This window comes from Mesorhizobium sp. SARCC-RB16n, from assembly GCF_008520305.1.
Taxonomy (GTDB): Bacteria; Pseudomonadota; Alphaproteobacteria; order Rhizobiales; family Rhizobiaceae; genus Mesorhizobium.
The window spans coordinates 38,324-61,210 of the sequence record NZ_ML703264.1 but is presented as its reverse complement, the minus strand read 5'-3'; the positions used below and the strand labels follow the sequence as shown (position 1 = coordinate 61,210).

Here is a 22,887-nt window from a genome sequence, read left to right as displayed (position 1 = left end):
TGTCGGACAAATAGATGTGAGATAGTGACGGTCAAATGAATACCCGGCGGGTGGAACCTCCTCCCTCCACCTCCGGGGTGACCAGCCAGCACCTCCTCCCGCTGGCTCGTAACAGGAAAAGGCCGGCACCTCCTCCCGCCGGCCTTTTTCTTTGCCTGTCGAAAGGTGCACCGCTGTGGGGAAGTGGCCTTTGCTTTGCAAAAGCCTTGAATTAGAATCCATAAGCCCGTAAGGACGCATCGCCGAACGACAGAGCGGATCGCGGAGGATGAACCTTCCGCCTCGATCCTGCTACTAACGTCAAGACGTGCCGTTGTAGCTCAGATGGTTAGAGCGCCGGATTGTGGATCCGGAGGTCGCTGGTTCGATCCCAGCCAACGGTACCATCGGCTTTCCCCATAAGTATCTGGTTTTACTACAGAAATTTGCGAAGCAGGGCTTAGCCGAAGCAGGGCTTAGCCATTGCGGCGTTTTGCTGTTTTGTGCTACATATTGTGCTACCTATTGTGATACAAAAAGCGTCTTGGTACCATGGGACGACGTCGTGAAGAGCAAGATCCTGACCGCTTCCTGCGACTGAGGGGCGATCATTTCCATTACTATCGCCGCGTTCCCAAGGAAGTCGGCGACCTCGACCGGCGTGGTGCATTCGTTCGGCGCGCCCTCGGCACCGCTGACCGAAAAAAGGCGCGTACCGCCCGAGATCTCAACGAGGCAGCCGACAATGCTTTGTGGGCATCGTTGATGCTGGGTGAAAATCCACAGGCGGCGCGCGTCCGATACGACCAAGCCATCAAGCGCGCCGAGTCGCTGGGATTCGTTTATCGGCCGCTGGCCGAAATTCTCACCGCCGAACCATTGGAAAACATCCTACAGCGCTTCGAAAACACGATATCTGAGCCGGCGAAATCGCCTGTGGTGGACGCAGTCGCGGGCATGGTCGAGCGACCCGACGATAAGATATCCGATGCGCTGAAGCTCTATTTCTCCGAGATCGTTTGCGACGAGTTGCGCACCAAGAGCCCTGATCAGCGCAAGCGCTGGAAGGCCAAGCGGCAGATGAGCGTCGATGTATTCATCGAACTGGTCGAGGACAAGTCAATGAGCAAGATCACGCGCGAAGACGCGCTGAAGGTTCATAAATATTGGCTTGATCGAGTGGCGCCGGAGAAGGGCGCTGGCGATCGCTCAGCCTCTACGGGCAACCGCAATATAGCCAATCTGAGATCGCTCTACGCAGATTACTTTCGTCATCTGGGCTTCCCTGAGCAAAAGAACCCGTTTGCCGATCTATCCTTTAGCGACAAATCGAAGCGCAGTCGTCCGCCATTCCCAACCGCCTGGATCAAAGACAAGATCCTCGCGCCAGGAGCCTTGAAGAACCTCAACGACCAAGCTCGGGGAATCGTGCTGGCGTTTGTCGAGACCGGCTGCCGACCCAGCGAGATTGCGAACCTTTATGATGGCGTGATCCATCTTGAACACGACGTACCGCACATCTCGGTCGAGCCTCGCGAGGATCCGGAAGATCCGCGCGAGATCAAGACAGCATCTTCAGTGCGAAAGGTGCCGCTTGTCGGCGTCGCTCTTGAGGTGTTCAAAAAGCACCCGAACGGATTTCCGAGATACAAGGACCGCGAGGCGCAGCTATCGGCGGCCGTCAATAAGCATTTCAAGAAGCACAATCTCTTCCCCACCGAAAACCACACCTTCTACTCGCTCCGCCACTCCTTCGAGGACCGTATGAAGAACGCACGGCTCGATGAGGAACTGCGGCGTATGCTGATGGGCCATACGATCGACCGCCCGAAATACGGCGAAGGCGGTGAAATGAAGATGTGGCAGGAGGAGCTTATGAAGATCGCACTGCCGTTCGATCCTGCAATCGTTTGACTCGCTCGTGTATAATGGCGATCCGTTCTTTCCTCGCCTGGTAGTCTTGCAGCGCGCGCTCCAGGTGGTCGTACAGGGGGACCCATGCCTCACCCTTGTCGCCTCGCGACACGATTATCTCAGCAACGCGATCGAGCACGCGCTCGATGCGCTCTGCCGTAACAGGCCGAGTCGCCGGCGAGTACGACCTCACCATTTCACCCTTCTTGCGACCAACATCCACTCCACGCGTCCCAACTGTCCTTGCGGAATGAGATTGAGGCGCGAGTTCCAACGTTGGGAAAGGCGAAAATCCGAAACGCGTGCCCAAAGGCTCGGCCTGTGGGGCGGTGAAGATCTGCCATTCTCGACCCGTGCGGAATTCGTCGAGGCGATCGAGGCGGGTGGCGTGGCAGCGATGGAGGTGCTCGCCCGGGACCTTCGTGCCCTTGGTCTCTACACGGCGCGCTCGCTGTCCTTCGACGGCGTCGAATATGAGCTGGTCGAGCACGAACTGACGCCCGAGCAGCGGCGCATCTACGATGCCTATGCCGATGCCTTTGCCGTCGTTCACAACCATCTCGATGCAGCCATGCAGGCCGCTAACATCACCGGCGACAGCGGCACGCTGAATCGCCGGGCCAAGTCAGCCGCGCGCTCGGCCTTCGAGAGCGTCAAGCAGCGGTTCTTCGGTCATCTTTTGACCTCGATGAAGACGCCGACGCTGATCCGCTCGATCGATCAGGATATCGACGCAGGGCATTCACCCGCGCGCCCCGTTCTCGAGATCCCGGATAAAGGCCAGGACTGCTTCGACCTGGCCGTCCGCGACAAGTTCGGCAGCCGTGCGATGGCCATAATCGGCGATCGGTTCATTGCGATACCAGTAGATTGCCTTGTCCACGTCGCCGGTGAGCTCCGTTGCCGCCGAGATCACCTTCACCATCTCGCGCATCCGGCCCTGCAGGCGCTCCGATGACGGGTTGCGGAGCGTGTTGCGGTGGACGCCGGTCAACTGGGCCAAATTGGCAACCTTCACGCCAAGCGCCTGCGACAGGCGCTTCGGCGAGATATAAGGAGTGCGCGGCTCCTGCAGGCTATCGACAAACCCTGAAACCACTTTCGACTGTGCGAGCTGTGCGTGGGTCATGACAAAATCTCCGACCTCTCTTACACGCACAATATATGCACATTTCTCGGCATAGCAAGTGAACAGAGCCTGGGCCACTCTAGCGCACCGCTTGTGCTTCCGCATCCTCGTTGCGGTTGTTAACTCGCTGCAGCAATGCGCCCCAATGTCGGTTGTCAAGACCGATTTCGAGGTTCCTCAAAAGCCGACATTGGGAGCGCCAACCACCAAGTCGAGGTAGCGCCACAAGCCGAAGCTTCGCAGCCGGCTTCCGATCGTTTTGTGCCATCAGCAGTCAAACCTACGATTACCCGCGATCGATCAGATTGCTCATAGCGTCGATGACTTCCCTGGCGGCCGCGCTGGTCGCTGACCGGTCATTGACGATGATCGAGGTGCGAAAGGGAACTTTGAAGTCAATTTCCTTCAGCGCCAGCCCGAACTCTGAATAGTAGCTTGCCGTGAACGGATCGACCACCGCTAGCGAGGGGCTGCCCCTGACCAGCGCGCACGCCAGGAAGGACTGAAAGATATCAGCAACGGTGTTGGCTGCGGTCACTTCGAGCAGCTTGGCGCCGTCGCGACTGCGCCTGAAGTAGAGCTCACCCAGCGACACGAAAGGATAGCGGGAAAAATCATCCAGCCGGACACGCTGTCGCTCGGCGAGCGGATGGCTTTCGTCCATGACGCAGACGCTGTTGTGCTCGAAGGTGGCGATGCATTTGGCATCTAAAAACGAAACGTCGGCATCCACCACGCCGACATCGGTCAGGCGCGAGGCAACTGATGACACGATCTCCGTCGAACTGCGCACCGCGATGGTGGTCCTCGCTTCCGGAAAGCGGGTCCGAAGCTGTCGGATTGCCTCCGGCAGGACGTGGAACGACATCGCGGCCAGGGTGCCGATTCGCACGACGCCGCGCTTCAACTCCCTGATCTCCTGCGCCGCCAGGATGAGACTGCGCGCGCCATGGAAGGTCTTGCTGACCTCGCCGTAGAACAGCAGGCCCTGCTCGGTCGGAACCAGCCGGCCGTGCGAGCGGTCGAACAGGCTGAGCCCGGTGTCGATCTCCAGTTCCTGCAGCAGGCGACTGACGCTGGGCTGCGATACGTTAAGGGAAACCGCGGCGCCCGAAACGGAGCCGGCCACCATCATGGCCTCGAAGGCCTCCAACTGGCGAACGCTGAGCCCTGAAAAGCGCATCTCTCTCTCCCGGTATAGGATTAGCACATACCGGAGGAAAATCTTGATCTTTGATTCCGCAGCGCTTCGGATCGTAGCGTACGTCGACAGAAAACGGGCGGAGCTATCGTGAAGCGAGCCAACTTCATCTTCATCTGCGCCGACCAGATGCGCTACGACGCGTTATCGGTCACCGGCAACCGCGTTGCCCATACGCGCAACATCGACCGCATTGCCGCGCGCGGCGCGACTTTCCATCGGCACTTCACCCCCAACCAGATCTGTTCGCCGAGCCGGGCGACCATGGTAACGGGCCTTTATCCACGCCACCACGGATTGTGGCGCAACGGCGTGGCGCTCGACGAGCATCTTCCAAATCTCTGGCAGACGCTGTCGCTGGCGGGCTATGCGACAAGGGGGGTCGGCAAGCTCCATTTTCAGCCGCTGCTCGCGCCCGCCGAGCGTGACATGCCGGAATCGCTCGCTTATTGGGGAAGGCCCGGAAGTGAAGACTGGCGTGGCCCCTATTTCGGATTCAACGCCGTCGATCTCGTGATGGGCGAAGCCAACGAATCCACGCGCGCCGGCCACTATGCCGCCTGGCTCAAGCACAACCATCCCGAAGTGGTAGACCTCTACGAGCCCGAAGCCAGCCCCGACAGCCGGGCGCGGGACCTGAACGAAGTCTGGAAAAGCGCGGTGCCGCCCGAGCTGCATTACACCAACTGGATCGCGGACCGGGCCATCGACTTCATCGAGCGGCAGAGCGCGCAGCGAGAGCCGTTCGGCCTGTTTGTCTCGTTTCCGGACCCGCATCACCCCTTCGCCCCTCCTCGGCCCTATTGCGACCTTTTCCGACCGGAGCGGATGCCGCTCCCAAAGATTCGTGCTGGCGAGTTGGAGCGCATGCCGGCCTATCTCGGCGAAGGCGACGATCCGATGAAGGTGCCCTACACGGCCAGCGGCGAGCAGCCACGCGAGCAGGGTTTCCTGCTGCGAACCGACGATATTTCCGACGAGACGCTGGCCATCGCCATCGCGCACACGCATGGCATGATCCAGATGATCGACGACACCGTCGGACGGCTACTGCAAGCGCTCGCAAACGCCGATATGCTTGACAACACCTACGTTCTTTTCACGTCCGATCATGGCGAACTGCTCGGCGATCACGGCCTGCTGCGCAAAGGGCCTCCGCCGTACCGGCAATTGCTGCAGGTTCCGTTCGTTCTATGCGGCCCCGGAATCCGCGCCGGGACGAGCCTAGACGCTCTCACCAGCCATCTCGACCTGTTCGCGACGATCGCATCGCTGCTCGGCCTGCCGGCGCCAGTTACCGATGGAATCGATCTGACGCCTCTGATCGACGGGCGGACCACGTCGGTCAGGGACTTCCTGTTTGCTGAATACCATCCGCGACGGGATGCCTGCCTCTACAACCAGTCGGTCATCTCCCACGAGTGGAGGCTCACCCGCTATCCCAACCAGTCTGCATGGGGCGAGCTGTTCGACCTTCGGAATGATGGCTGGGAGCACTGGAATCTATTCGCCGAGAACGAGTTCCGCGACCAGGCGCGCGCGCTGAACTTAGTTCTCGATGAGAGGCTGCCGCCGCGGCCCCTGATACAGAACGAGGTCCTTGGCGCCTACTGAAAAATGGGAGAATGACATGCACGACAAGATCCAGGGCGGCATGGACCGTCGCCGCTTCCTAAAGGCTACAGCTGCGACGGCGATCGCCATGGCCGCGTTTGCGCGTCCCAGTCTTGCGGAGGCGCCGCATAAGGGTGGCACGCTGCGCCTCGGCCTCAACGGCGGCAGCTCCGCCGACACGCTCGACCCGACGCAGCTGATCGGCACCTTTTCCATCAATATCTCACGGCAGGTCTACAACACGCTGGTCGAGATCGGCGACGACGGCAAGCCCGCACCGGAACTGGCGGCAAGCTGGGAAGCCCGCGACGGCAACAAGCGCTGGATCCTGGATCTCAGGCCCGGCGTGCAATTCCATAACGGCAAGACCCTCGACGCCGAGGACGTCAAATATTCGCTTGGGCTGCATATCGGCGACAAGACCAAGTCGAAGGCCAAGGGCCTGGTCGCCGATATCGCCGAAGTGCGCGCAGCCTCTCCGACGCAGGTCGAAATACTGCTCAAGTCGCCCAATCCGGATATGGACTATGTGCTGTCAGACCTACACTTCGCCATGGTTCCCGCTGGTTTCGCTGACTGGTCGAAGCCGGTCGGCACCGGTCCGTTCAATCTTACGGCCTTCCAGCCCGGCGTGCGCGCCACGGCCACGCGCAACGAAGCCTATTGGAGAAGCGATCGCGGCCATGTCGATACGGTCGAGACGGTGGTGATCAATGACGCGACGGCTCGCGTCTCGGCACTTCAAGGCGGCTCGGTCCACATCATCAACGGCATCGACTATAAGATTGCCCCGCTGCTCAAGAAGGATCCTCGCGCCTATCTGGTGGTCACCGAAGGCAAGCAGCACTTTTCGCTGCCTATGGACGCGACCAAGGAGCCGTTCAACAACAAGGACGTCGTTCTGGCGCTGAAGCACGCGATCGACCGCGAGCAGATGGTCAAGCTCTTGATGGCCGGCTACGGCCGCATAGGCAACGACCATCCGATCGCAGCGAACGATCCGAGCTTCAACCCGAACATCGCACAGCGCACCTATGATCCGGACAAGGCCCGCTTCCATTTGAAGAAGGCGGGCAAAAGCGATCTCACGCTCGAACTGCACGCGGCCCCGGTGGCCTTCGAGCAGGCGGTCAACACGGCGGAGCTTTTCGCGCAATCGGCCAAGCCCGCCGGCATCACCATCAGCGTCAAGCGCGAGCCCGATGACGGCTACTGGAGCGACGTCTGGTTGAAGAAGCCGTGGGTCGCTTCCTTCTGGGCCGGGCGGCCTTCCGCGAGCATGATGTTCTCCTCCGTCTATGCCTCGGGCGCGCCCTGGAACGAGACGCATTGGAAGAACGACAGCTTCGACCGCAAGCTTACGGAGTCGCGCTCGTTGGCCGATCCGGCAAAGCGCCGCGAGGTCTATTTCGAGCTGCAGCAGATGATCCACGACGACTGCCCGACGATTATCCCGGCCTTCGCCAGCTGGATCGACGCGGCGCGCCAAGAGGTCAAGGGATTCGTTCCCAACCCCAACTTTCTGCTCAGTGACCACCGTGTAGCCGAGCGTGTTTGGCTGGGGGGTTGATCGACCTCGTTATGATACCAAACGTCCCCTTCCGTGCATGAGGGTACCGAAGCTGCCTGACAACTTCCGGCCCGTTGCGGCCACTTTTGAACTCCCGCATTTTGGCTTTTCCAGCGCGAAACTGGCCTTAGGCGATGAATGGAAAACGGCCAAATGTTCCTGGTCTGTGCTCGAAAAGTCGCATAATTGGCAGACTGGAGTCGAAGGCGCGCCTCGGTGTTCCTGGCCCTAGCCTGAACTTGCCTCAGATATTCTCCAGCGAACGGTATGACCGCTGAAGGGTAGTCAACGGCGCTTGCAACACCTTTCACTCCGCCGCTTGAATCCTGCCCGCCGAGATTATGGCGCGGATCTCAGCGCGGCAGGAGCCACAATTGGTGCCTGCCTTCAACGCGGTGCCAATGGCTTCCACCGTCGTGCAGCCGGCCGCCACCGCCGCCACGATCTGGTTGGCGCCAACATTGAAACAGGAACAGACCGTCGCGCCGGCATCGGGCCGCTCGGCACCGGCGCGACCGGCAACGATCCTGAAGCGCTGACTCTGGCTGGCGTGGACCTCCTCGAGCTGCTCGGCCGCCCAGCCGCGCGACACCGCGACCGGACCGGGTGCGATGAACAAGGCGCCCGCCAGATGCTCGCCATCGAAGGCAGCGATACGGTGCTGGCCGGCCACGAGGTCGTGATAGGCGAGAACTTCGGCGTCCGCGGCATCCAAGACCGAACTGGCGAAGGCCGTCCAGTCGACATCGTTATTGGCAAAGGCAAGCTCGACCCGCCAGCCGCCCCGGCATCTGGCTACCGCCCAGTAGTCGGCGGCCATCGTCACAGGTCTTTTGCGTGTCACGGCAAAGCCGAAGGCCCTGGCGGTGAATTTCCCGATGCGGGCCGCGACATGCTTCAGCGCAGGCTGGCCCGACACCGGATCGGTAAGCGATGCCGTGAGCGTGTCGAGCCGGCCCCTGGCGGCGAACTGGTCGGTCCAATGCATCGGCGCGAACAGGCTGCCCTGACGCTGACGCGTGGTCACCAGAGCGCGGACCAGCACCTCGCCGCGCGGAGTCGAGACGCGTGCGATATCGGCATCGCCGATGCCGTGGCGTTGCGCATCCACTGGGTGGATCTCGGCGAAGGGCTCGGCGATGTGCTGGGACAGGCGCGGGCTTTTGCCGGTGCGCGTCATGGTGTGCCAGTGGTCGCGGATGCGGCCGGTGTTGAGGATGAGCGGGAAGTCGGAGGTGATGCGGGTTTCGACGGTTGGGCGGATGGCGATGAAGCGCGCCTTGCGGTCGGGCGTGTAGAAGTTGCCGTTGGAGAAGAAGCGGGTAGGCCGGTGCCTGGTCGGGGTGATTTCCTCTGGCCGAGGTTCGGTGTCAGCGCCTCCCTCCACGTGAAGTCGAGCTTGGACGCCTTGGCTCGGAGCGGGCCATTGGAAGGGCGCCAGCGCTTCGTAATCCTCAGCACCAGTATTGGCATAAGCGCCAATGTCGAAATCGCGCGCACCGTCATTCTCGAACCCTGACAGCGCGGCGTGCTCGGCGAAGATCTCCGCCGGCGTCCCATGCGCAAATGCCTCGTCAAAGCCCATGCGCCGCGCCACCTCGGCAATGATCCACCAGTCGGGCCGCGCCTCGCCGGGGGGCGGCAAGAACCCGCGCTGGCGCGAGATGCGGCGCTCGGAATTGGTGACGGTGCCGTCCTTCTCTCCCCAGGCCGTCGCCGGCAGCCGGACATGGGCGTGGCGGATCGTATCGGTCTCGGCCAGGACGTCCGACACAACGACGAAGGGGCAGGCCTTGATCGCCGCTTCGACGGCGCTTGCATCCGGCATCGAATCGACCGGGTTGGTGGCCATGATCCACAGCGCTTTCACGCGTCCGTCGGCAACCGCCTTGAACATCTCGACCGCCTTGAGGCCGGGTTTCCCTGCAATCGCCGGCGCCATCCAGAAGCGCTGCACGCGCTCTCGATGCTCGGGGCTTTCGATCTCCATATGGGCGGCAAGCATGTTGGCCATGCCGCCGACCTCACGTCCGCCCATGGCATTGGGCTGGCCAGTCACCGAAAACGGCCCGGCGCCCAGTTTTCCGATACGGCCGGTGGCGAGATGGCAATTGATGATGGCGTTGACCTTGTCGGTGCCCTGGGACGACTGGTTGACACCCTGGCTGTAGACGGTGACGGTCTTTTCCGTCCTGGCGAACAGGCTGTAGAAACGGCCGAGTTCGTCTTCGCTGAGGCCGGTGGCGGCAGCGACGTCGGCAAGGTCGAGCGCCGAGGCGGCGAACAGTGCTTGTCCAAAGCCGGACGTATGCGCCGTGATATAGGCACGGTCGAGCGCATTGTGCTGGCCGAGCCAGGCGAGCAAGCCGGTGAACAGGGCGACGTCGCCATCCGGCGCGATCGCCAGATGCATGTCGGCGATGTCAGATGTCATGGTGCGGCGCGGGTCGACCAGCACCACCTTCATCTCGGGCCGTTTTTCGCGGGCCGCCGCGATGCGCTGGTAGAGAACGGGATGGCACCAGGCGAGGTTGGAGCCGACCAGCACGATCAGATCAGCCAGTTCCAGATCCTCGTAGGTTCCCGGCACAGTGTCCGAACCAAACGCGCGGCGGTGGCCGGCGACCGACGACGCCATGCATAGACGCGAATTGGTGTCGATGTTGGCCGAGCCGACAAAACCCTTCATCAGTTTGTTGGCTACATAGTAATCCTCGGTCAACAGCTGGCCGGAGACGTAGAACGCGACCGCGTCCGGCCCATGCTCGGCGATGGTTTGCGAGAAGGTCGAGGCCACGAGGTCGAGCGCCTCGTCCCAAGAGGAGCCTCGGCCGTGGATTTGCGGATGGAGCAATCGGCCGTCGAGGTTGATGGTCTCGGCGAGCGCGGAGCCCTTCGAGCAGAGCCGGCCGAAATTCGCCGGATGGTCGGGGTCGCCACGGACGGAGACCTGCCCGTCCGTGGCGACCTTCGCCAGCACGCCGCAGCCCACCCCGCAATAGGGGCAGGTGGTCCTCACCTCGCGCGCTTCGTCAATCTCCATGGTTCAGGCCGCGCGGCTGGCCAGCGCGTCCAGCGCGATGAACAGGCGCTCGCCTTCCCGCTTCACGGGAATCGTGCGCACCGCGCCCTCGTCGGCGCCAAGCGCGTTGCCCGTCTCCAGCGAGATCACCCAATTGTGCAAGGGGCACGTCACGGCCGCGCCATGGACGATGCCCTGGCTCAGCGGCCCGCCTTTGTGGGGGCAATGGTCCTCGATGGCGAAGACTTCGTCGTCCGCCGTGCGAAAGACGGCGATCTTGCCCTGCGGGGTGGCGACACAGCGCGCGCCACGCCGGGGAATATCGGAAATGGTGCCGATCGCGATCCAGTTCATGATTGTCACTCCGCCGCCTCGGCAAACCCGACCGAGGCCATGGGCCGGAACTCGTGCTTGTCCTTGCCGGAGACGCGCTCGGACCACGGATCGACCTGCGCGAATTTCTGGGAAAAGACGAAGCGTTCGTAATAGGCTTGACGCTTCTCGCCATCATCCATGATCTGGCGCTTGACCTCGGCTATGCCAATGCGCTTGGCCCATTTGTAGATGCGCTCGAGATAGCGGCCTTGCTCGCGGTACATCTGCGTCAGCGCCACGATGTGCTCCAGCGCCTCGTCCTCGGTCCTGACCAGGCCGAGCACTTCCGTGCCCTTGATGTCGAGACCGGCGGCACCGGCGAAGTGGATCTCGTAGCCGCTGTCGACGCAGATGACGCCGACATCCTTGCAGGTCGCCTCGGCGCAGTTGCGCGGACAACCCGACACCGCCATCTTGACCTTGGCCGGCGTCCACGAGCCCCACATGAACTTCTCGATGCGGATGCCGAGCCCGGTCGAATCCTGCGTACCGAAGCGGCACCAGTCGGAGCCGACGCAGGTCTTCACCGTGCGCAGGCCCTTGGCATAGGCGTGGCCCGAGACGAAGCCGGCCTGGCCGAGATCGGCCCACACCGCCGGCAGGTCCTCCTTGCGGATGCCCAGCATGTCGATGCGCTGGCCGCCGGTGACCTTGACCATCGGGATCTCGAATTTATCGACGACATCGGCGATGGCGCGCAGTTCGGCCGCATTGGTCACGCCGCCCCACATGCGCGGCACCACCGAATAGGTGCCATCCTTCTGGATATTGGCGTGGACGCGCTCGTTGATGAAGCGCGACTGGTAGTCGTCGGCATACTCATCCGGCCAGTCGCAGACGAGATAGTAGTTGAGTGCCGGCCGGCATTTGGCGCAGCCGCAGGAGGTCTTCCACTCCAGCTCCTGCATGACCGCCGGAATAGTCTTCAGGCGCTTGGCCTTGATCAGCCGGCGTACTTCGTCATGGCCGAACGTGGTGCAGGAACACATGGGCTGCACCGCAGCCGGGTTGTAGGTGTCGCCGAGGGTCAGCACCATCAGCTTTTCGACCAGCCCGGTGCAGGAGCCGCAGGAGGCCGACGCCTTGGTGTGGGCGCGCACGTCGTCGAGCGAAGTCAAGCCCTTGCCCGTGATCGCGCCCGTGATCTTGCCTTTGCAGACGCCGTTGCAGCCGCAGATTTCCGCATCATCCGGCAAGGCTGCAACGGCCGCCATAGGGTCCAGCGGGGCACCCCCCTGGTAGGACTGGCCGAAGATCAACGTATCGCGCATTTGCGATATGTCGGTCTGCTTCTTCTTCAGGTCGTTGAACCAGGCGCCGTCTGATGTCTCACCATAAAGCACGGTGCCGATGATGCGGTCATCCCTGAGCACAAGGCGTTTGTAGACGCCGGCGGAAGCGTCGCGCAGCACGATCTCCTGACGGTCATCGCCGTCGGCGAAGTCGCCGAGCGAGAAGAGATCGATTCCGGTGACCTTGAGCTTGGTCGGCGTGTCCATGTGGACGAAGGCGGCGGTCTCGTCGCCGGCAAGCTGACGAGCCGCAACACGCGCCATCTCGTAGAGCGGCGCCACCAGCCCATAGACCATGCCGCCCACCTCGGCGCACTCGCCGAGCGCGAAGATGTCGGGGTCGTTGCTGCGCATGCCGGCATCGACGACGATGCCGCGGTTGACGGCGATGCCTGCATCCTTGGCAAGCGCGGCGTTCGGCCTGATGCCGACCGCCATCACCACCAGCGTCGCCGGGATGACGGTGCCGTCGGCGAGTTCCACCTGCTCGACCTTGCCATTGCCCGTAATGGCCTGGGTGTTGGCCTTGGTGATGACCTTGATGCCGCGTTGTTCGACGGCGCGCTGCAGGAGATAGCCGGCGGCCGGATCGAGCTGGCGTTCCATCAGCGTCGGCATCACATGCAGCACGGTGACGTCCATGCCTTGCGAATTCAGTCCGGCCGCGGCCTCGAGCCCGAGCAGGCCGCCGCCGATGACCACGGCCTTGGCGCGCGACTGGGCGGCAAGCATCATCGCCTGGACGTCATCCAGATCGCGATAGGTCAGCACGCCCGGCAGGTTGTGGCCCGGCACTGAGATGATGAACGGAACAGAGCCGGTGGCGATGACGAGCTTGTCGTAGGGCTCGGTCACGCCGTGGTCGGAGGTGACGGTCTTCGCTTGCCGGTCGATGGCTACGATCTTGTGGCCCTTGTAGAGGGTGATGCCGTGCTTGATGTACCAGCCGTCGCCATGGATGATGATTTCCTCATAGGCTTTCTCGCCGGAGAGAACTGGCGACAGCATGATGCGATCGTAGTTCACGCGGGGCTCGGCGTTGAAGATGGTGACGACGTAGCGGCCCGCCTGCTCCAGCAGATGCTCCAGCATGCGCCCGGGAGCCATGCCGTTGCCGATGATGACGAGTTTTTCGGTCATGTGCTTACTCCGCTCCCGTTCACTCGGCCGCGTAGGAAAGTGTTGGGGCGTTAGCCGTCGCCGCGCGCATGCGCCGGATTGAAAAGTGCATCCAGGCAAAGCAGGAAACGACGATCAGGAAGAGCAGCATGAAGCAGCTCGACCAGACGCCGGTGAGGTCGTTGAGCGCGCCAAAGGCGATCGGCAGGATGAAGCCGCCGAGCCCGCCGATCATGCCCACCACGCCACCAACCGCGCCGACATTTTGCGGATAGTAGGCGGGGATGTGCTTGTAGACAGCGGCCTTGCCCAGGCTCATGAAGAAGCCGAGCACGCTGGCGACGGCAATGAAGGCGAGCGGGCCGATCTCGAAATGGAAGGCGATCGGCCCGCTGATGCCGCGCACGACGTAGTCTGCCGAGGGGAGAGACAGAACAAGGGTCGCGACGGCACTGACGGCGAAGGTGGAATAGAGCACGGTGCGGGCGCCGATCCGGTCGGAGAGCACGCCGCCATAAGCGCGGAAGACACTTGCGGGAACTGAATAGGCGGCACCGATCATGCCGGCGGCCTCGAGCCCGAAGCCGTACACGCCGATCAGGTATCGCGGCAGCCACAGCGATAGCGCGACGAACGCGCCGAAGGCGAAGAAATAGTAGAAGGCGAAGCGCCAGACCTGCAGGTTCTTGAGTGGTGCGAATTCCTGCCAAAAGCTCCTCGTGGGTGCTGCCTTGCCGGCGCGGCGCTCGCGAATGACCGGATCGTCGCCGGTGGTGAACCAGAAGATGGCAGCCATGACGACGAGTGCGGCCGCCCAGATCAGCGCGACCGACTGCCAGCCCCAGGAGAGAAGCACGAACGGCGCCAGGAACTTGGTGACCGCGGCCCCGACATTGCCGGCACCGAAGATGCCGAGGGCCGTGCCCTGCTTGTCGGCGGGGAAGAAGCGCGAGACATAAGATACGCCGACGGCGAACGCGCCGCCGGCGAGCCCGACGCCGAGCGCGGCGACCAGCATCTGCGCGTAGGTATGCGCAAAAGCCAGCAGGAAGGTCGCGATCGCCGCTGCAAGCATGGTCGCCGTGTAGACCAGTCGCCCGCCAAAGCGGTCGGTCCAGACACCGAGCACCATGCGTACGAGGGAGCCGGTGAGGATCGGCGTGCCGACGAGCAGGCCGAACTCCGTCTCATTCAGCCCGAGATCCTGCTTAATGCGCACGCCGATGATCGAAAAGATCGTCCACACCGCGAAGCAGACGGTGAAGGCGATGGTGGACATCACGAGCGCCTGCCGGGGAGCAGTGTCCTGGCTGGGCGCGGCTGGGAGATTTGCGGTCATGTCAGGCTCCGGTTTGCGGCATCGCCGCGCTCATTCTCAGGTTGTGAATGCGGGGCGGCATCGGTCAGTGCGAAGAGGCCGCGCTTTGCGCGATCACTTGCGCAGCCTTGCCCTCTGTTTTGGTGCCGGTGGGAAACAGCAAGAGCGCCACGGTGAACAGCACCGCGGTCAGCGCGCCGCTCGCCACGAAATCGCGACGGGCGAAATCCTTGAGAGATGTTGTTCCGATCCGTTTCGTCATCGTCGTCTCCGGTTGGGCGCCTTGGAAGCGCCGTCGATTGCGCGTTCGGCCAAAAACAAAAAGCCGCCGTCCAGGCCTTCGCGTCCGTACATCCGGGATCGCGTGTAGACCTGAGCGGCAGCTTTGCCTGTGGCGCCCGCCATTGGACGCCTGTTCGATTGCCCGTGAAGGGCTCGTTTATTCCAAAGCAGGAACCGTGCCAGTTTTTGTCCAGGCAGGAAGATCTAACGAAATCAGTTAGATCGCCACCTCATGGTTCGGTCGCGTCAGCAACGGATAAGGTCAAGCATTGACCAATCCGGTCGATGGATCGCATAAATTTTGTGCAGTGCACAAGAATGGCGCACGAATGATCAGCGGTGCGACTGGCTCGCAATATAGGCGTCGATCTCATCGGGATCGAAGATCTGACCGTCGAAGAAGCCATCCGGACCGAGCACCAGGCTTGCGCCCGCCGAGCCCACCGGCGTCGCTGCCTTCAGCGCGCCTTCGACCTTGGCATTGGCGCCTGGCAGCGCGACGCCGAGCGGCTTCAACGCCGATCGGTAAAGGTCGGGCCGGTAGCAATCGCGGGCGATGCCAAGGTTTTCGGGCGTGTGCGCGACATGCCCCCAGCGGACCATCTGCGTGTAGAACCACAGCGAATGGCTTTTCCAGGGGAAGTTGGCGGCCTTGTCGAACGGTACGAAGAAGTCGTCGATGTCCAGTTCCGCCCCGCCGCCTAGCCGGAGATGGCCAGTCAGGATCGGCATCTGGACGGCCGGCGGCAGGCCAAGGAAGCCACGTTGCGCCATCACCGCGGCCAAGTCGTCGCGGTTCGCCGGATTCTGGCACCAGCGCGCCGAGTGATGCAGTGCGCGCAAGAGGGCCGCCAGCGCCTCGGGAGCCTGCTCGGCCCAGGCCTTGCGCACGCCGACCACCTTCTCCGGGCTGTTGCGCCACAGCAGCGCCTTGACGGTGACGATATGGCCGGTGCCAGCCGCCACCGCGGCGCTGTTCCAGGGTTCGCCGACGCAGTAGCCGTCGATGCGGCCGGCGGCCAGCGCGTCGGCCATGAACGGCGGCGGCACGATGACGATCTCGATCTCGCGCGAGGGATCGACACCGCAGGCGGCAAGCCAGTAGCGCAGTTCGTAATTGTGCCCGGAATGGGGATGCACGACGGCAAAGCGCAGTGGGTCGCGGCTGGCGGCCGCCCGCTCGCGGATGAACGCGCCAAGTGCCGCGCCGGCGCGGGCCGGATCGAGGTCGGGCACGGCGCCGTGCGCCGCCATGCCTGCCCAGACGGTGTTGGAGATGGTGATGCAGTTTCCGCCGAGCCCTAGCGAAAAGGGCACGATGGTCTCGGAGGCGAGGGGGGTGAGGCCAAGATTACAGGCAAGCGGCATTGGCCCGAGCATGTGCGCGAGGTCGAAATGGCCGATGGCGATGCGGTCGCGGATGTTGGCCCAGGAGGTCTCGCGGTGCAGGGTGAGATCGATGCCTTCGCGCGCAGCAAATCCCAGTTCGCCGGCCGCGACCAGGACAGCGCTATCGAAAAGTGGCATGAAGCCGGCAGTGATCTGATGCTCGGCGCCCATGTCTATTCGTCCTCCGCCGGTCCGAGAAGCCCGGCTGCGGTCACCAGGCTCTGGGCGATGTCGCTGATCTTGCGGTTCTGGTTCATCGCCGTTTTGCGTAGCAGTGTGTAGGCGGCCTCTTCGGTCAGGCCGCGCGACTTCATCAGGATGCCCTTGGCGCGGTCGATCACCTTGCGGCTCTCGAGCTCGCTGCGCGCCTCTTCCAGTTCGCGCGCCATGCGCGAGAAAGCGTTGAAGCGGCTCACCGCCATGTCGAGGATCGGTTTGACGCGCTGCTGCCTCAACCCGTCGACGACATAGGCCGAAACGCCGGCATCGACCGCCGCCTCGATCGAGGCCTGGTCGGAACGGTCAACGAACATGGCGATCGGACGCTTTACCGCACGCGACAGCTGGAACATGTTTTCCAGCATGTCGCGGTTGGGGTTTTCAAGGTCGATGACGATGACGTCGGGCTCGATCTCGGCAATGCGGCGCGCAATGCCGCTGACGTCATGAATGACGGTGACCTGTTGATGACCCGCCTCGCGCAATCCGGCCTCGATTATCGAAGCGCGGATGCGGTTTTCGTCGATCACCAGAACGGCGAGGGAAGTTCGGATCATGCCTCAATATCGCCAAGCTGCGAAATTGTGCAATGCGGGGTGGCATAGTGCAGACGCGATGTCGGCAACGCGCCACCATCTCAGACGTAGAGCCCGCCTTTGCGACATCTGTAAGCGGATACATGCCGCGGTATGAGGTGGGATACTGCCAGAAGCGGAGACCGATGCCTCCACCGTGGGGCACCGCGATGACGGTTAGTCTAGGTCGCGATGCTGAAGAAACTATATGGCTTCGCCTTACCGTCGAGCAGTGAGCCTGGCGGCGGCTTCATTGGCGATCCGTCGCCGGCCGGGATCAACCAACAGATGCTGTGTGCCCCTGACAGGCGGGCACCCTCCTTTCGTACAAAATCGTACGAAAGGAGGGGCAGAGGAACAAACGCCATGCCATCCGGTTCTGAGGCGATAGTCCACTACTCATATTAGCCAGGTCCAATTTGTGGTATGAGTCGCGTCATGGGTAAGAAGGTCAAGAACAAAGCAAAGAGGGTGATTGAAATCCCAATGGAGGGCGAGCTTGAAACGGAAGCCGCCTACTATGCTCGCAAGTGCGGCATCACGACGGGTGAAGCCGCCAAGATCATTCGGCAAGCCCTCGCGCCAAAGCTCACCATCGTCCCTAGAGGAAGTTGAGGCCCGATAGCTCTAACCCCCCACTTGCGCCAGACGATAGCCAGCCAGATCAATTGGTACGGAATCGGAGACAGAATCTGCCTTGATCTAACAATTTCGGTGGTCTTAAAATCGACGTTACCCTTGCTCTCTGGGGAGGCGTGCGATGGATAACGTGGTTCCGTTCCGCAATGTTGTGGCGCGTGTCGAACTGGTGGAAGCCTGTGGCGAGTGGTTCGTCCGCGTCACCGAAAACGACCAAGAACTTACCCGATCATTCGAACTGGAGTCTTTCGCGATGGCTTACGCGGAAGGCCAGCGGATACGCCTGAAGCTAGATAAGATCACCCGGATATAGGAACGAACAAAGCCCCGGTGCTTTGGTCTGCACCGGGGCTTTTGACATGTACGAGATACTCAGCATGTCGGCCAGATTAGAGGTCCGGCGGGGTTGAGGGGGACTCATTGCCGGGCCTGGCTGGTGGCGGCACCGCCGAGTTGGGATCGTCGCCAGCTTGCGGCACAGTAGCATTGTGAGCGTCGGGCTGGCTTCATTCGAACAGACGAGCCGAGAACCTCGCTAGCAACGGCTTGCTATAGATGGATAAGCTGGATTGGGTCCCGTTAGAAACCATATGCGCCCCGCGCTGGCAGCCCTCCACCCGTGCGCTAAAATGGTTCCGGAAATATTAGACGAATCGAAGCTCTCCGAACTTGAGAGCGGAACGATCAGCTCGATCGTCGAGGTAACCAAATGCTTCCAGCTGAATTTGGTAAGGCAAGCATCAGGCCAATGCCCTATCAGACGACCTGCGGGATGCAGTGACCTTGCCCCCAGTTTATCCAGTTTTGAGTTCGTTTCCGGCGTGGGTTGTGCCCTGCTGGGCGGGTGACCGCGTGAATGTCCGTTATCACCATTCTGGCCTCCGGGGCTGCCTGTCCGGAATCGGCCCCCAAGGCTGACGGGCAGCAAAGCGCCTGAGTTCGGCCGTTGGGGCAAGTTTTGGCATTGCTCGAAAGCAGACATAATCGTATCGGGGCCTATGCGGCCACCTAGCCCATTTGTTGGCCGAATTACACGTTACCCGAAATCTGTTGTTGCTTATGGTGCTCATCAAGTAGTCGTCTGAGCATGGGCTCGATGCGCGAGAGCTCATCGAGATGAGCCGCCGAAAGGTCGGCAAGACGATCTTCGGCGTGCTCGGTCAATAGCAAGAACACCCGGCGCTGGTCATCTTTGTCCTGATCTCTTGAGACCAATCCCGCCTCTCCAAGGCGATTGGCCAGCTCGACGGCGCTGTGGTGGCGGATGCGCAGGCGTTCGGCCAGTTCGCCAATCGTGACCGATCCGCCACCTGGAAAGCCTTTGATGGCAAGCAGTGCCTGATGTTGGCGCGGTGTGAGGCCGGCGGCCTTAGCCTGAAGCTGGCTGAACTCGAGAAAGCGGCGGATGAGATAACGGAATTCGGACAGGCGCTGGTAATCGGCATGGGAGATGGCGGGGCGCGGCTTCTGGGGAGTGATCATTCCCGATCTCTATCGCCCTTTTCTGGAAAAGCTCAACGGCCGGCGCATAGTCGCCGTCCAAAATGACGCGGCGGACCGGCAGATAACGGTCTTGAACATTTATATCGTATCACGATACACAGCGACCCAACAACAGGATGGCGCACGGCGCCTCCAGAAAGCCGGGTTGCCAAATGAAATCCTCTGGAAATCACCACCTTCGCGACTTCACCACCGATGCACGCGTGCTGCTCATCGCGGCGATCGCCATTGTCGTCGCGACAGCCGCGGTGTTTGCCGGCATCGCACTTTTGAAGCTGATCCGGCTGGCCACCAACATCGCCTATTTCGGCCAGTTCTCGCTTGCCGATCTGACGCTTCAGGATACGCCGCTCGGTTACGCCGCCATCGTCGTTCCGGTGATCGGCGCGCTGATCATCGGCTTGATGGCCAGATACGGCAGCGAGAAGATCCGCGGCCACGGCATTCCCGAAGCTATTGAGGCAATCCTACTCGGACGTTCGCGGTTGGACGCAAAGGTGGCGATCCTGAAGCCGCTGTCGTCGGCAATCTCGATCGGCAGCGGCGGCCCATTCGGTGCCGAAGGGCCGATCATCATGACCGGCGGCGCCATTGGCTCGCTGATCGCGCAAATGCTGCCGGTCAGCGACAATGAGCGCAAGACATTACTGGTGGCGGGTGCGGCGGCAGGCATGACGACCGTGTTTGGAACGCCGATCGCAGCTATCATGCTGGCAGTGGAGCTGCTGCTCTTCGAATGGACGCCGCGAAGTTTCATTCCCGTCGCCGTCGCGGCCATCATTGCCCAGATCGAGCGCTCCATGCTGCATTTGGCGGGGCCGATCTTCCCGTCCCAGGGGAGCATGGTGTCGTCGTTCACCGGCTTGGGCGGCTGGGTGTTGATCGGGATATGTGCCGGGCTGCTATCCGGCTTGCTGACGCAGATGGTCTATGCGTGCGAAGACGCTTTCCAGAAGCTGCCGATACACTGGATGTGGTGGCCGATGATCGGCGGCCTGGTGGTCGGCATTGGCGGGCTGATCGAGCCGCAGGCATTGGGCGTAGGCTATGACAACATAGCCAGCATGCTTGATGGCCGCTTGATCGCCACGGCCGCTCTTCTCCTGCTTGTGGTCAAGGCGATCATCTGGTCGGTGGCGCTCGGTTCTGGAACGTCGGGCGGCGTGCTGGCGCCACTGCTGGTCATGGGCGGCGCCATGGGCGAGGTTCTCACCGGCATCCTGCCTGAGGCAACGCCCGGCTTTTGGCCATTGCTGGCGATGGCGGCGACCATGGGTGGCACCATGCGCGCACCGCTGACCGCCACTTTCTTTGCGGTCGAACTCACCGGCAACACCCATGTCTTGGTGCCCTTGATCGCGGCTTGCGCGGCCGCGCATACCGTCACCGTGTTGTTGATGAAGCGATCGATCCTGACCGAAAAGATTGCCAGGCGGGGGCATCACCTGGTTCGCGAATATCGCGTTGATCCGTTGGCGCTGACCAGGGTGCGCGAGGTCATGACCACGCAAGTGGAGAGCGTGCCGGCGGCGATGACGCTGCATGGCGCAGCAGCCTTTCTGACCGCGCCGCAAACGCGGCACCCGAGCTTTCCCGTCGTCAATGAAGATGGCCATGTGCTTGGCATAATCGATCCACCGGCTATCCTGCGCTGGAGACGCGCGGGTAAGCACCGCACCACAACGCTTGGCGAATTACTGGCAGGCGGCAAGCTCACCCTTGCCTATCCAGACGAGTATCTCGAGGGGCTTTCCGACAAGCTGCTGATGGCCAACGTCTCGCATCTGCCTGTTGTCGCGCGTGAGGACGCGCGGCTGGTTGGCTATGTCGGCTGGAAGGATCTGATGCGTGTCCGGTCCAAGAAGCTGGCAGAGGAACGCGATCGCTCGGCCCTCGTAGGCTTCGGTGCAAGAGGCAAAATTCAACCCTTTTTCAAGAAATCGAATTCGGTCTGACAAAAATGCCGTCAATATCATGGCATGAACTATGTGCTGGGATTGATGAGCAAGATGATAATGCGCGCGATTTACATTATCGATCCTAAACGGGATGCGCTTCTTGCCTCTGAACACGAGAGGGTTGACCGCTATAGGCGTCCGGCAATGCCAGTCTCCGTTGCCGGCCGTATCTCAGTTCGCGAGCTTAGATGAAACGGCTAATTTCCAAGCCGCTTCGCTAAAAGCCGACCGTCTTCAACCGGCCCCAAAGTTGCCGGCCGGCAATGCGCCTTTGATCGTCCCTTCGCCTCCAACTGCGTGGCAACCTCCGGGTTCTCAGGGACTGAGGCTGACTTTGACAGGCGGCTCTTCCCAAGCAAATGTGGACATCTTCGATGTCGAGTAACATTTCGTAAGCCCGTCGCTCGTAGGAGCGATTTTGATCGGTTCCGGAACTGCGTGAGTGGCTTGGTGGCCGTCAATCGAGTTCGATCCAAGCTGGCGCATGGTCGCTTGGCTTCTCCCACCCGCGCAATTCGATGTCCACGCCGGCATTGCGGAGTTTGTCCGAAAGGGAAGGGCTCACAAGCAGATGGTCCATTCGGAGACCGGAGCTTCGATCGTAGCCGCCCTGGTATGAGAAGTTCCAGTATGTGTAGATGCCCTTCTCGGGGTGCATGCGCCGGACGGCGTCTATCCAACCATTCCCAAGCATTTCGGCGTAGGCTTGCCGGCTCTCCGGGAAGTACACCGCGTCTCCTAGCCATCGTCGGGGCACCACGGCGTCGATTTCGGTCGGAACGACGTTATAGTCGCCGCAGAGAATGCTCATGGCGCCGTCTCCAAGCAATAGCTGGCCGTAGCTGATCAGACGATCGAACCAGCGGAGCTTGTAGTCGAATTTTGGGCCTGGCGCCGGGTTGCCGTTGGGCAGGTAGAGGCAACCCACAACAAGCCCATTCACCTCGGCTTCAATGTAGCGGCTGTGCGTGTCGTCTGGATCCCCGGGCAGTCCGCGTCGACGTTCTAGTGGTTCTGCCCCCCGAGCGAGAATAGCTACTCCGTTGTAAGATTTCTGGCCGTGCCAGATTGCGCCGTAACCGACGCCCCTGATCGCGTCGGCAGGGAACTTCTCGTCAGACGTCTTGAGCTCTTGAAGGCAGACGATGTCGTACTGGGTTTCACCCAGCCACTTGAGCAGCACGGGCAGGCGGCCGTTGACGCCGTTCACGTTGAAGGTTGCGATGCGAGTCATTGGGCTTCCCTAGGCTAGGCAGCGCCTCTCAACGCCCGGACGGTCACTACGATCCCGGTTTCCGGGCAAAAATCGCTAATCCATCATCAATGCTACGGAGAACCCCCGCAGCAACAGCGTTTCGCGGTGATGCCGAAAGTCGTCTGCGTCGGCTACCTCTGTACAAGCAACCATGATCGCAGCCCGCTTCTCCCGGTCGACTGTTTTCAAGCTGGCAAGTGATTTGTCTATTGCCTCCGGCGACGGCCGCATGCGCTGCGCCCATCTCCGCAAACGTGCGGCTTCATCAAGGGTCAGTTCAATTCCTTCCGCGACACAGCTAGGTGCGCGCCCAAAGCTGGCGCTCGTCGTCGAAGTGACCGACATGGCGCGCAGCTATGTGCTGGCCGCCGACGGCGTCTACGGATCGGACCTGCGCGCCAGCTTTGAAGATGCTTCGGCGCGCTTTGCGATACCGAATCATATTCGCGAAAGAGGTCGATCTCTCGGCGCACGCGCAGGAAAAAGTTGATGCAATGTCTCATAAGAGCCTGGCCAGACTGAAATCCAGATTGG

At 61.7% G+C, this 22,887-nt stretch carries 18 protein-coding genes, 1 tRNA gene and 1 pseudogene; 9 read left to right on the top strand and 11 right to left on the bottom strand.

What is annotated here, in order from left to right; translation table 11 throughout:
* Positions 1 to 309 precede the first annotated feature (309 nt).
* The 3 genes and pseudogenes from C7I87_RS11180 to C7I87_RS11170 form a co-directional block, all read left to right on the top strand.
* Positions 310 to 386: transfer RNA gene (locus C7I87_RS11180), tRNA-His, on the top strand.
* Positions 387 to 531: 145 nt separating this feature from the next.
* On the top strand, positions 532 to 1,893 hold the full coding sequence (locus C7I87_RS11175; RefSeq protein ID WP_149904267.1) for a site-specific integrase: 1,362 nt from the start codon (positions 532 to 534) through the stop codon (positions 1,891 to 1,893).
* Positions 1,894 to 2,197: 304 nt separating this feature from the next.
* Positions 2,198 to 2,638: pseudogene (locus C7I87_RS11170) on the top strand (strawberry notch-like NTP hydrolase domain-containing protein); the annotation flags it as partial.
* Here the strand turns inward: C7I87_RS11170 and C7I87_RS35940 are convergent.
* Both C7I87_RS35940 and C7I87_RS11160 read right to left on the bottom strand, forming a co-directional pair.
* Positions 2,636 to 3,022, bottom strand: a complete 387-nt coding sequence (locus C7I87_RS35940) for a DUF2384 domain-containing protein (RefSeq protein ID WP_149904266.1) — start codon at positions 3,020 to 3,022, stop codon at positions 2,636 to 2,638. The pseudogene C7I87_RS11170 and the gene C7I87_RS35940 sit on opposite strands and share 3 nt — an antisense overlap.
* 286 nt (positions 3,023 to 3,308) lie before the next feature.
* Positions 3,309 to 4,205, bottom strand: a complete 897-nt coding sequence (locus tag C7I87_RS11160) for a LysR substrate-binding domain-containing protein (RefSeq protein ID WP_149904265.1) — start codon at positions 4,203 to 4,205, stop codon at positions 3,309 to 3,311.
* 108 nt (positions 4,206 to 4,313) lie between these two features.
* On the opposite strand from C7I87_RS11160, the gene C7I87_RS11155 reads away from it, so the two are divergent.
* Together C7I87_RS11155 and C7I87_RS11150 are read left to right on the top strand one after the other, a co-directional pair.
* Entirely contained in the window at positions 4,314 to 5,837 is a 1,524-nt protein-coding gene (locus C7I87_RS11155) for a sulfatase family protein (RefSeq protein ID WP_281409049.1), read from the top strand.
* 16 nt (positions 5,838 to 5,853) lie between these two features.
* Complete coding sequence (locus C7I87_RS11150) at positions 5,854 to 7,407, top strand: ABC transporter substrate-binding protein (protein ID WP_149904263.1); 1,554 nt, start codon at positions 5,854 to 5,856, stop codon at positions 7,405 to 7,407.
* A gap of 307 nt (positions 7,408 to 7,714) precedes the next feature.
* Here C7I87_RS11150 and C7I87_RS11145 read toward each other — a convergent pair whose 3' ends face one another.
* From C7I87_RS11145 to C7I87_RS11120, 7 genes are all read right to left on the bottom strand, one after another.
* On the bottom strand, positions 7,715 to 10,450 hold the full coding sequence (locus tag C7I87_RS11145) for a nitrate reductase (RefSeq protein ID WP_149904262.1): 2,736 nt from the start codon (positions 10,448 to 10,450) through the stop codon (positions 7,715 to 7,717).
* A gap of 3 nt (positions 10,451 to 10,453) precedes the next feature.
* Positions 10,454 to 10,783 (bottom strand): nitrite reductase small subunit NirD, encoded by a 330-nt coding sequence (gene nirD / locus C7I87_RS11140; protein WP_149904261.1) that lies wholly within the window; start codon positions 10,781 to 10,783, stop codon positions 10,454 to 10,456.
* A 5-nt stretch (positions 10,784 to 10,788) separates the two neighbouring features.
* Positions 10,789 to 13,236 (bottom strand): nitrite reductase large subunit NirB, encoded by a 2,448-nt coding sequence (gene nirB, locus C7I87_RS11135; protein WP_149904260.1) that lies wholly within the window; start codon positions 13,234 to 13,236, stop codon positions 10,789 to 10,791.
* A 19-nt stretch (positions 13,237 to 13,255) separates the two neighbouring features.
* The gene (locus C7I87_RS11130) at positions 13,256 to 14,554 is read right to left on the bottom strand and encodes an MFS transporter (protein WP_149904259.1); all 1,299 of its coding nucleotides are present in this window, start codon (positions 14,552 to 14,554) and stop codon (positions 13,256 to 13,258) included.
* A 64-nt stretch (positions 14,555 to 14,618) separates the two neighbouring features.
* On the bottom strand, positions 14,619 to 14,795 hold the full coding sequence (locus tag C7I87_RS35190) for a hypothetical protein (RefSeq protein WP_188393810.1): 177 nt from the start codon (positions 14,793 to 14,795) through the stop codon (positions 14,619 to 14,621).
* Positions 14,796 to 15,148: 353 nt separating this feature from the next.
* On the bottom strand, positions 15,149 to 16,375 hold the full coding sequence (locus C7I87_RS11125; protein WP_188393809.1) for a CmpA/NrtA family ABC transporter substrate-binding protein: 1,227 nt from the start codon (positions 16,373 to 16,375) through the stop codon (positions 15,149 to 15,151).
* A 2-nt stretch (positions 16,376 to 16,377) separates the two neighbouring features.
* Positions 16,378 to 16,980, bottom strand: a complete 603-nt coding sequence (locus C7I87_RS11120; protein WP_149904257.1) for an ANTAR domain-containing response regulator — start codon at positions 16,978 to 16,980, stop codon at positions 16,378 to 16,380.
* 456 nt (positions 16,981 to 17,436) lie between these two features.
* Here C7I87_RS11120 and C7I87_RS11115 point away from each other — a divergent pair, with 456 nt between their 5' ends.
* A complete protein-coding gene (locus C7I87_RS11115; protein WP_246696250.1) occupies positions 17,437 to 17,613 on the top strand; it encodes a hypothetical protein in 177 nt (58 codons plus the stop codon).
* 145 nt (positions 17,614 to 17,758) lie between these two features.
* A complete protein-coding gene (locus tag C7I87_RS11110; protein ID WP_149904255.1) occupies positions 17,759 to 17,950 on the top strand; it encodes a hypothetical protein in 192 nt (63 codons plus the stop codon).
* A 716-nt stretch (positions 17,951 to 18,666) separates the two neighbouring features.
* On the opposite strand, the gene C7I87_RS11105 is transcribed toward C7I87_RS11110, so the two are convergent.
* Positions 18,667 to 19,119, bottom strand: a complete 453-nt coding sequence (locus tag C7I87_RS11105) for a MarR family winged helix-turn-helix transcriptional regulator (protein WP_149904254.1) — start codon at positions 19,117 to 19,119, stop codon at positions 18,667 to 18,669.
* Between the two features lie 173 nt (positions 19,120 to 19,292).
* Between C7I87_RS11105 and C7I87_RS11100 the strand changes: the two genes are divergently transcribed.
* Positions 19,293 to 21,095, top strand: coding sequence for a chloride channel protein (locus C7I87_RS11100; protein ID WP_149904253.1), 1,803 nt, complete (start codon positions 19,293 to 19,295; stop codon positions 21,093 to 21,095).
* Positions 21,096 to 21,555: 460 nt separating this feature from the next.
* On the opposite strand, the gene xth is transcribed toward C7I87_RS11100, so the two are convergent.
* Positions 21,556 to 22,332 carry an exodeoxyribonuclease III gene (xth, locus tag C7I87_RS11095; protein ID WP_149904252.1) on the bottom strand — a complete coding sequence of 259 codons (777 nt, stop codon included), beginning with the start codon at positions 22,330 to 22,332 and terminating at the stop codon, positions 21,556 to 21,558.
* Positions 22,333 to 22,504: 172 nt separating this feature from the next.
* On the opposite strand from xth, the gene C7I87_RS11090 reads away from it, so the two are divergent.
* Positions 22,505 to 22,843 carry a hypothetical protein gene (locus C7I87_RS11090; RefSeq protein WP_149904251.1) on the top strand — a complete coding sequence of 113 codons (339 nt, stop codon included), beginning with the start codon at positions 22,505 to 22,507 and terminating at the stop codon, positions 22,841 to 22,843.
* Positions 22,844 to 22,887: the final 44 nt, after the last annotated feature.

What these genes read in the sequence shown, in the direction of transcription:
- C7I87_RS11110 (WP_149904255.1), top strand. Translation starts at nt 17,759, where the DNA reads ATGGATAACGTGGTTCCGTTCCGCAATGTTGTGGCGCGTGTCGAACTG.
- C7I87_RS35940 (WP_149904266.1), bottom strand. Translation starts at nt 3,022, where the DNA reads ATGACCCACGCACAGCTCGCACAGTCGAAAGTGGTTTCAGGGTTTGTC.
- C7I87_RS11120 (WP_149904257.1), bottom strand. Translation starts at nt 16,980, where the DNA reads ATGATCCGAACTTCCCTCGCCGTTCTGGTGATCGACGAAAACCGCATC.
- nirD (WP_149904261.1), bottom strand. Translation starts at nt 10,783, where the DNA reads ATGAACTGGATCGCGATCGGCACCATTTCCGATATTCCCCGGCGTGGC.
- C7I87_RS35190 (WP_188393810.1), bottom strand. Translation starts at nt 14,795, where the DNA reads ATGACGAAACGGATCGGAACAACATCTCTCAAGGATTTCGCCCGTCGC.
- C7I87_RS11125 (WP_188393809.1), bottom strand. Translation starts at nt 16,375, where the DNA reads ATGGGCGCCGAGCATCAGATCACTGCCGGCTTCATGCCACTTTTCGAT.
- C7I87_RS11150 (WP_149904263.1), top strand. Translation starts at nt 5,854, where the DNA reads ATGCACGACAAGATCCAGGGCGGCATGGACCGTCGCCGCTTCCTAAAG.
- nirB (WP_149904260.1), bottom strand. Translation starts at nt 13,236, where the DNA reads ATGACCGAAAAACTCGTCATCATCGGCAACGGCATGGCTCCCGGGCGC.
- C7I87_RS11115 (WP_246696250.1), top strand. Translation starts at nt 17,437, where the DNA reads ATGGGTAAGAAGGTCAAGAACAAAGCAAAGAGGGTGATTGAAATCCCA.
- C7I87_RS11100 (WP_149904253.1), top strand. Translation starts at nt 19,293, where the DNA reads ATGAAATCCTCTGGAAATCACCACCTTCGCGACTTCACCACCGATGCA.
- C7I87_RS11175 (WP_149904267.1), top strand. Translation starts at nt 532, where the DNA reads ATGGGACGACGTCGTGAAGAGCAAGATCCTGACCGCTTCCTGCGACTG.
- xth (WP_149904252.1), bottom strand. Translation starts at nt 22,332, where the DNA reads ATGACTCGCATCGCAACCTTCAACGTGAACGGCGTCAACGGCCGCCTG.
- C7I87_RS11160 (WP_149904265.1), bottom strand. Translation starts at nt 4,205, where the DNA reads ATGCGCTTTTCAGGGCTCAGCGTTCGCCAGTTGGAGGCCTTCGAGGCC.
- C7I87_RS11145 (WP_149904262.1), bottom strand. Translation starts at nt 10,450, where the DNA reads ATGGAGATTGACGAAGCGCGCGAGGTGAGGACCACCTGCCCCTATTGC.
- C7I87_RS11130 (WP_149904259.1), bottom strand. Translation starts at nt 14,554, where the DNA reads ATGACCGCAAATCTCCCAGCCGCGCCCAGCCAGGACACTGCTCCCCGG.
- C7I87_RS11105 (WP_149904254.1), bottom strand. Translation starts at nt 19,119, where the DNA reads ATGATCACTCCCCAGAAGCCGCGCCCCGCCATCTCCCATGCCGATTAC.
- C7I87_RS11090 (WP_149904251.1), top strand. Translation starts at nt 22,505, where the DNA reads ATGATCGCAGCCCGCTTCTCCCGGTCGACTGTTTTCAAGCTGGCAAGT.